The sequence below is a fragment of the Psychrobacter sp. CMS30 genome, from assembly GCF_904846565.1.
Taxonomy (GTDB): Bacteria; Pseudomonadota; Gammaproteobacteria; order Pseudomonadales; family Moraxellaceae; genus Psychrobacter; species Psychrobacter maritimus.
This window is the reverse complement of record NZ_CAJHBF010000008.1, coordinates 43,296-57,244: the sequence shown is the minus strand read 5'-3', so window position 1 is coordinate 57,244 and position 13,949 is coordinate 43,296. Positions and strand designations below refer to the sequence as shown.

General features: G+C 44.8%; 10 protein-coding genes. 6 read left to right on the top strand and 4 right to left on the bottom strand.

Features of this window, described 5'->3' with window-relative positions:
- Positions 1–3: 3 nt before the first annotated feature.
- From JMX94_RS05900 to JMX94_RS05885, 4 genes are all read right to left on the bottom strand, one after another.
- A complete protein-coding gene (locus JMX94_RS05900) occupies positions 4–726 on the bottom strand; it encodes a 2Fe-2S iron-sulfur cluster-binding protein (RefSeq protein ID WP_201564092.1) in 723 nt (240 codons plus the stop codon).
- Between the two features lie 194 nt (positions 727–920).
- On the bottom strand, positions 921–1,418 hold the full coding sequence (locus tag JMX94_RS05895; protein ID WP_227673531.1) for a BLUF domain-containing protein: 498 nt from the start codon (positions 1,416–1,418) through the stop codon (positions 921–923).
- A 290-nt stretch (positions 1,419–1,708) separates the two neighbouring features.
- On the bottom strand, positions 1,709–3,139 hold the full coding sequence (locus JMX94_RS05890) for an MDR family MFS transporter (protein WP_201564090.1): 1,431 nt from the start codon (positions 3,137–3,139) through the stop codon (positions 1,709–1,711).
- A gap of 65 nt (positions 3,140–3,204) precedes the next feature.
- The gene (locus JMX94_RS05885) at positions 3,205–3,789 is read right to left on the bottom strand and encodes a TetR/AcrR family transcriptional regulator (protein ID WP_201564088.1); all 585 of its coding nucleotides are present in this window, start codon (positions 3,787–3,789) and stop codon (positions 3,205–3,207) included.
- A 505-nt stretch (positions 3,790–4,294) separates the two neighbouring features.
- On the opposite strand from JMX94_RS05885, the gene JMX94_RS05880 reads away from it, so the two are divergent.
- The 6 genes from JMX94_RS05880 to JMX94_RS05855 all read left to right on the top strand — a co-directional run bounded on the left by JMX94_RS05880 (position 4,295) and on the right by JMX94_RS05855 (position 13,948).
- Complete coding sequence (locus JMX94_RS05880) at positions 4,295–5,848, top strand: TerC family protein (protein WP_307843722.1); 1,554 nt, start codon at positions 4,295–4,297, stop codon at positions 5,846–5,848.
- Between the two features lie 381 nt (positions 5,849–6,229).
- Positions 6,230–6,340, top strand: coding sequence for a K(+)-transporting ATPase subunit F (gene kdpF, locus JMX94_RS13570; RefSeq protein ID WP_201564086.1), 111 nt, complete (start codon positions 6,230–6,232; stop codon positions 6,338–6,340).
- Positions 6,340–8,052, top strand: a complete 1,713-nt coding sequence (gene kdpA, locus JMX94_RS05870; protein WP_201564084.1) for a potassium-transporting ATPase subunit KdpA — start codon at positions 6,340–6,342, stop codon at positions 8,050–8,052. Before kdpF ends, kdpA begins: the two co-directional genes overlap by 1 nt.
- Before the next feature lie 135 nt (positions 8,053–8,187).
- Positions 8,188–10,326, top strand: a complete 2,139-nt coding sequence (gene kdpB, locus JMX94_RS05865; protein WP_201564083.1) for a potassium-transporting ATPase subunit KdpB — start codon at positions 8,188–8,190, stop codon at positions 10,324–10,326.
- A 21-nt stretch (positions 10,327–10,347) separates the two neighbouring features.
- Complete coding sequence (kdpC, locus tag JMX94_RS05860; protein WP_201564081.1) at positions 10,348–11,088, top strand: potassium-transporting ATPase subunit KdpC; 741 nt, start codon at positions 10,348–10,350, stop codon at positions 11,086–11,088.
- A gap of 31 nt (positions 11,089–11,119) precedes the next feature.
- On the top strand, positions 11,120–13,948 hold the full coding sequence (locus tag JMX94_RS05855) for a DUF4118 domain-containing protein (RefSeq protein ID WP_201564079.1): 2,829 nt from the start codon (positions 11,120–11,122) through the stop codon (positions 13,946–13,948).
- The last annotated feature ends 1 nt before the right edge of the window (position 13,949 follow it).

The window sequence follows — 13,949 nt, the reverse complement described above, 5'->3', positions numbered from 1 at the left end:
GTTTCATGAACGTTCTCCTTTAGCACTGGCAGCACTGGCAGCATTGGCAGCACTGGCAGCACTGGCAGCATCGGGAACATAGGCATGGACAGTCGGCTTTACTATGGACTGATTGCCAATTTGTGCTTCGCTTGGCGGTGGTGACCAAATACCGCTAATAGTTAGAGCCGCTGCCTCATTATTGCGTGTATCGTTAAGCACTGAAGAAGAATCTGATAGTTGGTTTTCGAGTACCTGTGAGATGGCTTTGATAATATTAGGATAGGCTGAACAGCGACAGATATTGCCACTCATGCGCTCAGCAATTTCTTGTACTAGCAGCCCATTGGGATTTTGCAAATCAGTAGTGACATGACTTGGCCATTGTTGCTTGATTTCTTCTATCAATGCCGTTGCTGAACAAATTTGCCCAGGCGTACAATAGCCACACTGAAAGGCATCATGATCTTTAAAAGCTTGTTGCAACTCTGATAGCGATTCAGGTAGTCCAATACCTTCAATGGTGGTAATCTCATCACCATCGTGCATGACCGCCAATGTCAAACAAGAATTGATTCGTCGCCCATTAATAAGCATGGTGCACGCGCCGCATTGCCCATGATCGCAGCCTTTTTTGGGTCCGGTGATATGTAAATGGTGACGACAAACGTCAAGTAGTGTCGTGCGCGGGTCAAGAGTATCAAACTCATAATCCTGCTGATTAATCGTTAATGTTAAGTTAGACATGCTGGCTTCCCGCTGGCAAAAGATAATAAAATCTTAGAGGGTAAGTCGTTATTAGTCTACAAACGATATGTTAGAGCAATGTTATTAATGTACAACGGACGTAGTTTTAGAAAACCCTTATTTACTGTTAAATTTACCCCAGTCACCCATAGCTACAAGTCTCTTGATTTTATTTTGAGCAGATTTTATTAGATTTATTTCTCTTCAGAGATGGATTGCTCTTGAAGTTTTGCTAGTGTCTCAATAAAACTCATAATTTGAGAAGTACTCATAAGATAAGGATTAAATTCATGGCTTGCTGAGAACTTCTGCATATATTCTTTATTCTCATCGCTCGGCGTTAAGTATTTCATTGACCATTTATCCCAGCGCTGTTGTTCAACCTCATGACAATCAACGATCTGAAACGAAAAATGGCGATTGTCCTTGATTAACTTTGCCAACAATTCATTAATAACAGGTCTTGTACCCTCAATACTCTGGAGAAAATAATCCTCATTCATCACCAATACGCCACTAATACCATTGCGCTCATTGTTCCGTCGCGCTTGCTCAAGGATTCGTGCGACTTCGATATTCGCATTATCGGTGTTATAACGACTGATATAAGTTAGGCGCAAGATAATACGCTCGCCATGCTGTGTATCTAGAGTATTTTTTTCTGAAAGATTGGCCAGCTTTGGTTCCATCATTAGTTTCCTTTTAATAAACGATTATTGTCATTTGATTAGTTATGCCTATTTAAGACACCATAGGGAACAAGGTTACTGGCTATAATCATAAAACCTGTATAAGAGATGTAGGTTAAACACAGGATTATGTTGTCTGGCATTTATTCTAAGCACTTAAATTTCAAGTATTTATATTATAATAACCTAAATTCTAAGCGCGTAAGCTAATGATTTTCATGCATTTTAAACCATTTATCATGACGTCTTTTATTGGCGTCATGATAAATGGTGATACGTTACTTGTAGCTATCTTAATCAGCTTTTGGTGACTTGATAAAAAACGATATCATCAGCCCGAAAACCGCTAAGACAATGCCCAAAATAAACGCCGTTTGTACCCCAGCGGTCAATGACGTACTTACTAAAGACGGATCTGATGGATCGGCAACCGTCTTTAAGAAGTTATTTTGCGAAGTAGACATTATCGTGATGGCAAGCGCGGTTCCGATTGAGCCTGATACTTGCAGTAAGGTGTTTATCAACGCGGTTCCATCTGGATATAGGTTTTTGGGTAGCGCATTTAGACCATGGGTTTGCGCCGGCATCATAATGAATGTCACACCAATCATAAGACCTGAATGCAAAAAGATGGCCATAGGAATAGTAGTTTCGGTAGTCACATTCGATAGCAACCACAGCATGATAATCATGATGATAAAGCCCGGTGTCAGTAGCCATTTTGGACCATACATATCATAAACACGCCCTGCGACTGGAGACAAACACCATTTAATGCGCCCCCCTGGCATCAGTATAAGACCGGCCGTAAGCGCTGTTAAGCCAAGACCAATTTGTAAGTATAAAGGCAATAGAATCATACTTGATAAAATAATCATGAATGTCGCCGAAACACTCAATAAGGCTAAGGTAAACATAGGATATTTTAAAGTGCGCAAATCTAACATGGGCTTATCGAGTTTAAACTGTCTTGATGAAAATATGATCAGAGACATGAGGCCAATTATCAGGGTGCTAATGACCACTGGACTGCCCCAGCCTTTGTGTCCTGCGACACTAAAGCCGTATACGATGCCACCAAAGCCAATCGTCGATAACAAGATTGAAAGCACATCTATTTTGGGTTTTGTCAGAGTCGTAACATTCTGTACAAAAAGCAATCCATGTACCAATGAAAAAAGCAAAAATGGAATAAGTAACCAAAGAATCCAATTCCAACTCAAGACCTCAATGATTAACCCCGCAGTGGCCGGTCCAATAGCCGGTGCTGACATCATCACCAGCCCAACCAACCCCATAATGGTCCCTCTTTTATGAATAGGGAAAATCACTAATACGGTATTGAACATAAGCGGGATTAATAAGCCGGTGCCGATTGCCTGAATGACACGGCCTAGAAGCAGTGCACTGAAAGTGGGTGCCATACCAGAGACTATCGCGCCGGCAATGGAAAACAGCAATGATGCCACAAATAACTGCCGAGTACTAAACCACTGAATGAGTAGTGCGGACACGGGAATAAGTATCCCCATCGTCAATAAATAACCTGTGGTTATCCATTGTACTGTCGAAGAAACGACATCAAATTCAATCATTAAATTGCCAAGCGCCATATTTAAAGCTGTTTCGCTAAATAATCCAACGAACCCTGCGATTAAAAAGGCGATTAAAATTGGGATTGGTTTGATACCGGTTTGACTTTGTTCCATTGCAAGGCTAGACATTAAAACTCTCTATGATTATTAACAGAATCAATTTTTGATACGCTAAGTGGGTATTTCTCAGTAAATTATTTTATAAATAATGAAGGGATTTGCTCTGCGATTGTTTCCAGTGGTTTGCCGCTTTTCATCGTTAACGCTAGCAGGATGCCGCCTTCCGTCAGTGCATGGAAAACGGTGGCTAAACTGGTGGCTTTTTGCTCAGGATAGCCTGCTTCAACAAACTTCTCTGTATAAAGAGATTGCCAATCCTTGAAAGTCGCTTCACACGCCAATCGGATCGGCTCGCTTGTAGAATGCTTTTCTCCAGCAATGGTGCCAATCGGAGAACCAATCGGATCACCACCATCACCGAATACTTTCGATAATTCATAGACATAAGCTTGCAAGGCCTCGATTAGATTGCCAGTAGCTAGATTAGGAGTAGCATCAAAGACCTGCTTAATATCTTCCATCACCAGTTTTTTGGTATTTTCAATCGCGGCAATGGCCAACTGCTCCTTGCCTTCTGGAAAGTAATAATATAGCGAGCCTTTGGGAATCCCGCTCTCTTCAATGATGTCGTTAAGCCCCACGCCGCAATATCCCCGTACCTTAAAAAGACGTGATGCCGTCTCAATGAGAACGTCCTTTGATTTTACTTTTTTATTCATGACCAAACCCTTTTTTAAAATTATAACAACTGGTCTATTAGTGAGCGTATGGTAGAGATGAAACCAACCTATGTCAATGTCTTAAAATATGACAATGGTAATTGTCCTCTGTATTCTGTATACAACAAAAAATACAAAAAAACACCCAACCAAGTTGAGTGTTTTTTATCTTGAAAATAGATATTAATTTGGGAGTATTTCTAAAGAAGAGATGACATTAATCATTTATCATGCTTGGTACTATAAGCGTTCAAAATTAATATAATGTCATTCTAGTATTTTCTCTATACAATCGTTTTATCAGCGTTCAGTAAACGTACCATGAACATGTTAAATATAAAATTTGCGCTTAAGTCTAAAAATTCACAACAATCACAACAATCACAACAATCACAACAATCACAACAATCACAACAATCACAACAATCACAACAATCACTATTACGCTTCAATCATGAACGTATTAACAGCCCCTAAACCTTTTTAATAGAGAGTATTCAATTAAATGATAGAGCTTCTAAGCGATCCTTCGATATGGCTTGGTTTCTTCACACTGGTTAGTCTTGAGATTATTTTAGGTATTGATAATCTCGTTTTCATTGCCATTCTCGCGAATAAGCTGCCCCCGCACCAACGCAGCAAAGCGCGCAATCTGGGTCTTGGACTCGCGCTCATTATGCGCTTAGGCCTGCTGTTTGTGATGTCATGGCTCATAACTTTGACTGAACCTGTGGTGAGTTATGGCACGTTTGATTTATCCGTCAGGGATTTGATCTTGATAGTCGGTGGCTTCTTTTTATTACTCAAAGCCACGCTTGAGCTACATGAGCGCCTAGAAGGCAAGCTTGAGACCAATAATAATAGCAAAGTCTACGCAGGCTTTGCCGCGGTCGTTGCGCAAATCGTTATCCTAGATGCCGTGTTCTCGTTTGATGCGGTCATCACAGCAGTCGGCATGGTCAAGCATTTAGAAGTGATGATGGCCGCGGTTATTGTGGCGATGGCGGTAATGGTTTTGGCCGCCAAAACCTTAACGGATTTTGTTGGTAAGCACCCAACTGTCGTTATCTTATGCTTAAGCTTCTTACTTATGATCGGCTTTAGCTTGATCGTTGAAGGCTTAGGCTTTCACATTCCAAAAGGCTACTTATATGCCGCCATTGGTTTCTCTATTATTATTGAAGCCTTTAATCAATTCATGCAGCGTAACCGTACGAAATATGAGAGCGCCATTCCGCTACGCGACCGAACCGCAGACAATATCTTAAGACTGATGGGCGGCAAAACCGCTAATCACGAGGAAGAGTCGCTCACAGAAGACGATACTTCAGTACAGACCATCCCTTTTGCAGAAGAAGAGCGCTACATGATTAGTGGGGTGCTGGCGCTTGGCGAACGTGATGTTGAAACCATCATGACGCCGCGCTCAGAGATATCTTGGGTGAATATCGAAGGCAGTCTAGACGAGATTCGCGAGCAAGTATTATCCACGCCGCACAGCTTATTACCTATTTGCCAAGGACAGTTAAACAAGGTGCTCGGCGTCGTACGGGCCAAAGATATCTTAGCGGCACTCGACAAACAACCTAACGATATCCATCTGGCTCTAACGCCTTTATTCAGCAAGCAGCAGCCCGTTTTTGTCTCTGACACCATTGATAATTTGCGTCTTATCAATTTACTCAAGAATGCCAAAGGTAACTTGGCCATCGTAGTCGATGAGTATGGGCAAGTGGCAGGACTGGTGACGCCTTTGGATTTATTTGAAGCGATTGCTGGTGAATTCCCTGATGAAGATGAGACGTTAGTGATTTTTAAACAAGAAGACCACTGGATAGCTGAGGGCACTATTAGCTTGGATCAGTTGCGCCTTGAACTAAATGAGCCAAACCTCTTGGCAGATGCCGAGCAACTGACCATCGGTGGCTATATCAATTTTAAACTCGATGGCATCGCGCAAGTGAATGAACACGTCAGCAGCGAAGGTTATACTTTTACTGTGTTAGAAATGCTGTCTGCAAGAATTCTTTTGGTCAAAATTGCAAAAGAGCTCAGTTAATAAAATTAACAATAGTATCAATGATTTATATAGCTAGTGCTAAGCGTGCTAGCTATAACCTTTATCACAGAGGCTACGGAAAATTTATCACAGTCGCACTGTATCTGTTTTAAGGTGAAGCCACTTTATTAGCTCCCACCAAATATATTGCTAGCCTATAGCCATATCCGCACTCTAAAAAACATCCAAACAATGCCTTAAAAACTAAGGTTTTCTGCTCATCTTACGTTTTAACACTGCACATCTTTATACTTTCTTTATACCCCACCGCGTTATCTTGACAACACTTTTATACCTCTCTCGGCATACTGTTGCTATTAAGAAGTAAGCAATAAAGAAGTAATAAAAGATCAGTCTAACCATCGCTGATCTTCATTATTCATGGTTCGTTGTGCATTTTTGGAGAGTGTCATGGAAGTTTTTGCAGGGTTTCTAGCCCTTGGTTTATTCATCTATTTGTTATATGTACTGATTAAACCGGAGGCATTTTAATGACAATATATGCGCTATCACAGCTGATTATTTATCTAATCATTCTATTTACTTTAGGGTATTTTCTATCAGGTTACCTGCTGCAAAGGATGCAAGCCCCCGTCTCTCGGCTTGAATCCCGTATTTTTACGACGCTGGGTATGATCGGTCAAGATACCAAAGGCAACCCTGCTTTTGGTATGAATTGGAAGCAGTACGCTGGCGCCATTGTGCTATTTAACCTCATTGGATTATTGGGGTTATTTGTGTTGCAGTTGGTGCAAGGACACTTGCCGCTAAACCCTGCCAATATGTCAGGCGTCACGTGGGACTTGGCAATGAATACCGCCATCAGTTTTATCACCAATACCAATTGGCAGGCTTACGGCGGCGAAAGTAGCATGAGCTACCTGACCCAAATGATGGGTATGTCGTTGCAAAACTTCTTATCAGCTGCAACCGGTATCGTGGTGGCTTTTGCCTTAATGCGTGGTCTGGTATTTAAAAAGAGCGCGCATCTGGGTAACGCTTGGATAGATTTATGGCGCTGTAATCTTTATATTTTGCTGCCGATAGCGGCAATTATAGCCGTGCTGTTGATGAGCCAAGGCGTCATACAAACGCTATCCCTGTATACCGAGGTGCAGACTCTACAAGGTGAGTCGCAAACGATTGCTTTGGGCCCTGTTGCCTCGCAAGAAGCGATTAAGATGCTCGGCACCAACGGCGGTGGCTTTTTTAATGCCAACTCTGCTCATCCGTTTGAGAATCCCACCCCCTTTTCTAACTTGATCCAAATGTTGGCTATTTTCCTTATCCCAACGTCGCTTTGTTTTTGTCTTGGCAAAATAAGCGGCAACCTAAAGCAAGGTATCGCTATCTTAAGTGCTATGACGGTCTTGTTTATAGCGATGTATTCTTTGACTGTCAGCAGCGAGCTTGCCGGCAACCCTTGGTTGGCGTCACAAGTTCAAGGCCTTACCGATGCGAGTGTGAGCGGCAACATGGAGGGCAAAGAAGTGCGTTTCGGCATTGTTGCCACGTCATTGTTTGCCACGATTACCACTGCCGCTTCGTGCGGAGCGGTCAACGCCATGCATGATTCATTTACGCCCCTCGGTGGACTGAGCACCATGTTGCAAATGCAATTGGGCGAAGTGGTGTTTGGCGGTGTGGGTGCAGGTCTCTACGGTATGCTGCTATTTGCCATCTTGGCGGTATTTATATCGGGGCTGATGATTGGCCGTACTCCCGAATATCTTGGCAAAAAAATCGAACCGTTTGAGATGAAAATGGTGGTCTTGGGCTTATTGGCCGCGCCAACGATGGTGCTAGTAGGCACCGCTATTAGTGTGATGACGACCAGTGGGCAAGCCGGTATCTTCAATCCGGGTGCTCATGGTTTTAGTGAAGTGCTCTATGCCTTTAGCTCGGCGGCCAACAATAATGGCTCTGCCTTTGCAGGCTTGGGTGCCAACTCTGTGTTTTATAACTCCATGCTTGGGCTGGCGATGTTGGTTGGTCGCTTTGGGGTCATTATTCCGGTACTGGCTTTAGCAGGATCGTTGGCCAAGAAACCCAGATTAGAGGTTAATAGCGGCACCTTGCCAACCACCACCCCATTATTTGTCGGGCTTTTGGTCGGCACAGTGCTGATGATTGGCGCCCTGACCTTTGTCCCTGCTTTAGCGCTCGGACCCATCATAGAGCAGATTTGGATGTTGGGAGGCTAGCCGATTAAGTATAGGCAAGCATTAAACGAGTCGTTATTTAGTTATTTAGTTAGTTAGTTAACTTATTACTAATAACGTGACTCGCTACCCAATAGTGAATCGACCCATTTTATGATTACGTGAGGAATAAAAAACATGAGCGTTTTATCAGACACTAATACACAGGCTGCAAATTTACAGTCGCAGCAAGACCCCAATCATTCAAACTTACCCGAAAAACCAGCGCAAGGCCTCCTTGACCCTGCTTTGATCAAGCCCGCCTTAAAAGACGCTTTACTTAAGCTTGATCCAAGAGTGCAATGGCGCAATCCGGTGATGTTTGTGGTTTATATCGGCTCGCTACTGACCAGTATCTTAGCCATTACAATGTTGATTCAAGGGCAAGCTGGCATTGTTTTTACCCTATCCATTACCTTTTGGCTATGGTTTACCCTACTGTTTGCAAACTTTGCAGAAGCATTAGCCGAAGGACGTAGCAAAGCCCAAGCCGCCAGTCTAAAACAGGCGCGTCAAGACGTTCAAGCTCGCAGGCTTGCGGGCACTGACAGGCATTCTGTACCTACCATGATTCAGGCAACTGAGCTTAAGCAAGATGATATCGTTCTGGTCAATGCAGGCGAGATCATTCCTGCTGACGGCGAAGTCATAGAAGGTCTAGCATCCGTCGATGAATCGGCAATCACCGGTGAATCTGCACCGGTGATTCGTGAAAGTGGTGGCGATTTTAATGCGGTGACAGGTGGCACTAAGGTGTTGTCTGACTGGTTAATGATACGTATCACCCAAGCTCCTGGACAAGGGTTTTTGGATCGTATGATTGCCTTGGTAGAAGGTGCCAAACGCACTAAAACGCCAAATGAGATAGCGTTGACCATTTTATTGGTGGCGCTAACGCTGATATTTTTGCTGGTATGTGTGACCTTATTGCCTTTTTCACAGTTTGCCGTATTGTCTTCGGGCAATGGCGAGCCGATATCGATTGTGGTCTTAGTGGCGCTGTTGGTCTGCTTGATACCAACGACCATTGGTGGTTTGTTATCAGCGATTGGCGTGGCGGGCATGAGCCGGATGATGCAGGCCAATGTCATCGCGACCTCTGGACGCGCGGTAGAAGCAGCAGGCGACGTTGATGTTTTGCTACTTGATAAGACTGGCACGATTACTTATGGCAATCGACAAGCGTCGCAATTTATACCCGCACACGGGGTGACAGAAAGTCAGCTTGCGGAAGTAGCGCTGATCAGCTCATTGACCGATGAGACACCAGAAGGTCGCAGTATCGTCAAGCTTGCCCAAAGCCGTTTTGATATTGATGAAAATACATGGAAAGCAAAGCCGTTTGACACCATTGAATTTACCGCACAAACGCGCATGAGTGGCACCAATATTGATCAGCGCCATATCCGTAAGGGGGCGTTTGATGCAATCGTAAAATGGGTAGAAGCACAAGGCGGCATCTTACCTACTAATCTACAGCAACAAGTAGAGGAAGTCGCGCGCCGTGGCAGTACGCCGCTACTGGTCGCCGATAGCCAGCAGTTGCTTGGCGTCATCGAGCTTAAAGACGTGGTCAAATCCGGCATAAAAGAGCGCTTTGCCGAGCTGCGCAAGATGGGCATTACCACCGTGATGATTACGGGCGATAATCCTCTGACGGCGGCGGCCATTGCTGCCGAAGCAGGAGTCGACGACTTTATGGCGGAGGCAACCCCTGAGCAAAAGCTTGAGAGAATACGCAGCTATCAGCGTCAAGGTAAGCTAGTCGCCATGACTGGCGATGGCACCAATGATGCACCGGCACTGGCGCAAGCAGATGTGGCTGTCGCTATGAATAGTGGTACTCAAGCGGCTAAAGAAGCCGCCAACATGGTCGATTTGGACTCAAATCCGACCAAGCTGATTGAAGTGGTGCAAACCGGCAAGCAGATGCTCATGACTCGCGGCGCACTGACGACATTTAGCTTAGCAAACGATATCGCCAAGTACTTTGCCATTATTCCAGCCGCCTTTGCCAGCACCTACCCTGCGCTTGGGGTATTGGACATTATGCGACTAGGCAGCCCTCAAAGCGCGATTTTATCGGCTATTATCTTTAATGCGTTGATTATTGTGTTTCTCATTCCACTGGCGCTGCGCGGCGTGACTTATAGACCTGATTCTGCCATCAATCTATTGCGGCGCAATTTGCTGATATACGGCTTGGGTGGGCTGATTCTTCCCTTTGTCGGTATCAAAGTAATCGACATGCTCATTAATGCCTTGCACTTGGTATAACCAACGATACGGATGACGACTATGCAACCTAATAAATCTACGCAACCTAATAAATCTGTGCAATCTAGTAAGTCTATACAAGCTGATCCTGTTGACTCTAAATACCAACAAGCCGATGTTAAAAAGGCGGATGGAAACAACTTTTCTAAATTGGACAACTCTATATTGGACAATAGTGCTGCCCGTATGCCGATGCTCAAGCCCGCGCTATCATTATTTATAGCCTTGGCGCTCATTTTAGGTTTATGCTATCCCTTATTGATGACCGGCGTTGCCCAAGTGACCATGGCGGATAAAGCCAATGGCAGCTTGGTAGAACACAATGGCAGCTTAGTGGGTTCTGCGCTTATCGGTCAGCGCTTTGATCAGCCAGAGTATTTATGGACGCGCCCCTCAGCAGCGGGAGACGGTTATGATGCCGCGCAATCTTCGGGGAGTAATTTGGGACCTTTAAATCCTGAATTGGTCACTGCTGTCGAGGCGCAAGTACAAAGACTAAAAGCCGCTGATCCACAAAACACCGCGCCCATCCCTCTTGATTTGGTCACCATGTCAGGCAGTGGTTTAGATCCGCACATCTCACCGGCGGCAGCCGAATGGCAAATCAACAGAGTGGCGCGTATACGTGGCATCAGTGCTGAACAAGTCCAAACAGCCATCGATGAGCATACAGAAGCGCGACAATTCAATCTGTTCGGCGAACCGCGCGTGAATGTATTGGCGGTCAACTTAGCCTTAGATGAGATGGCAGTCGTTAAATGAGTCAACCCATTAATCAGCAGTGAGCATCAGCATGAGTGAGCAGCGCCCCAATCCAGAGGATTTACTCCAGCAAATAAAGCAGCAAGAAAATACGCGCAGCAGAGGTAAACTAAAAATCTTCTTTGGGTCATCAGCAGGCGTTGGCAAGACTTATGACATGCTCTCTGCCGCCCATCGAGATCAAGCGCATGGACTGGATGTCTTAGTCGGCATCGTAGAAACTCATGGCCGTAGCGAGACAGCAGCATTGTTAGATGGATTGACAATCCTGCCGTTACGTCAGGTTGAGTATCGAGAGCAAACCTTGGCGGAGTTTGATATTGATGGGGCTTTGGCGCGGCATCCAGATATTTTATTGGTTGATGAGCTGGCTCATAGCAATATCCCAGGCTCCAGACACCCAAAGCGCTGGCATGACGTTGAGGAGTTATTAAAGGCAGGTATCAGCGTCTATACCACAGTCAATGTTCAGCATTTAGAAAGCCTGAATGATGTGGTGAATCAAATCACCGGGGTGGTGGTACAAGAAACCATCCCCGATTGGTTCTTTGATCAGGCCAATGAGGTGGTATTGGTCGACCTGCCAGCCGATGGGCTATTGGCTCGACTGCATGACGGCAAAGTCTATATCCCAAGCCAAGCCAAGCACGCGATAGAAAACTTCTTTCGAAAGGGCAATCTGCTTGCCCTTCGCGAGCTGGCATTACGCCGAACTGCTGACCTAGTCGATGCCGATATGCGAGACTATCGCAATCAATCGCGTATTTCATCTATCTGGAATACCACCGATCAGTTATTAGTAGGTATCAGTACGCGCGCGCATAGCGAGCGCCTTATTCGTCATGCCGCCAGACTCGCCAGCAGCTTACACTCGCAGTGGTATGTTATCTATGTCGAGACACCGCGAAATGCCTATGAGCTGTCCAAAAATAAGCAAAGTATTTTAGAGGCATTACGCTTAGCAGATGAGTTGGGCGCTAAGACAGAAATCATCAGCGCCATTAGCGTCGCTGAAGGCTTGGTCAGTTATGCCCATCAATTTAATATTGGACGTATTATTATCGGGCAAAATCACTCTAGGTTTTATTATGATCAATCATTGGTCAAACAGATCTCACAGCAGGATATCAATTTAGACTTGATATTGGTCAATCAAGCCAAACAGACAAAAAGCCCCCGTAGCAAACGACAACTGCCTACTTGGGATATGGCCGCCCTAGCCTCTAAAGACAATCGCATCGGTTATCTGATGGCCGTTTTAGGTTGTACGCTCGTCACCGTCAGCCTAGTCGCCCTCACTCGCTGGTTTGATTTAGCCAATGTGGTGATGCTGTATTTGTTGGTCATTGTGTTCATCTCGGTTCGCTTTGGACGCGCCCCAGGCATCTTTGCAGCGCTCTTAAGCGTCATCAGCTTCGACTTATTTTTTGTAGAGCCCAAGCTTTCTTTTAGCGTTAGCGATGTGCAGTACTTAGTCACCTTTGCGGTGATGATTGTCGTCTCATTGATTATTAATAACTTAGCGGTTGGGCTGCGTTTTCAGGCGCAAAATGCCCGTAGACGTGAGCAACAAGCGATCTCTATGAGTCATTTGGCACAAAGTCTCAGTGCGGCGCGCAAAAATGAAGAAATCATCAACCAAGCCATTATTTGGCTAACCAAACATATCGCTAGTAAAGCGCTCATAGCGATGCCCAATGCTGATGGTAAATTGACTGTCGTCTCAGAATCGAGTATTCCTTCAGAGTTTAATTGGAATGTGACCCAATGGGTGTTTGATCATAAAGAAAGCGCGGGTCTAGCGACACATACGCTGGCCGCCAATCCTATGCAATATCGGGCGCTTGCGACCTCAAGTCAGGTACTGGCGGTATTGGCACTGATGCCAACCGACATCGATAATTTTAATCAACCGGAACAACAACGTACCCTCGATGTCGCTATCGCCCAAATTACTTTAGCTTTAGAGCGCGTCTATTACGCCAAAGTTGCACAAAATGCCCTTATCAAAGTAGAGTCAGAACGCCTGCGCGGCTCGCTGTTATCCGCCTTGTCTCACGATATTCGCACACCAATTACCGTGCTATCAGGATTGGCGGCTTGTCTTGCCAGCCAAAACCTAGCGCCTGCTGAACAAAAGCAGCTTGCTATCGACATCGAACAGCAAGCCAATGTCATTCAGCGTTTGGTCATCAATATCTTAGATTATGTGGCGCTGCAATCCGGCGGTATGAAACTCAATAAGCAATGGGTAAGCTTGGAGGAGATTATCGGTAGTAATATACGCCAACTCGAACCGTATCTACAGAATCGACAAGTCAAGATAGACGTGGCCAGTGCTGTCGATTTTATTTATACCGATGAATTAATTTTGGTGCGGATTTTAAACAACCTGCTGACCAATGCGATTAATTACACCTCAGACAATGCAACTATCACCATTCAAGCGACACTCACTAATCAGCACAACACTCAAAACCTGCAGAATAATAGAAACCTGCAGAATAATAAAACCGTGCAAAGCTACCAAATAACGGTAACCGACAACGGTCAAGGGCTACCAGTAGGGATGGAAGCTCAAGTATTTGAACGTTTTACCCGCGGTGATAGTGAAAGTAATACAACAGGATTAGGATTGGGACTGGCGCTCAGTAGAGACTTGGTCCAGCACTTAGGAGGCACGCTAAACGCGAGCAATATACAACCGCACGGCGCACAATTTGTTATAGTGCTACCATGGCAGCCTTTAGAAAATCTAGATATATTTGATGATAAATTCACATCAAATACGACTCAGATAGATACAAATATAGATGCAAACATAACTACAAATATAGCTACCAGCTCAGAAAACTCATAAG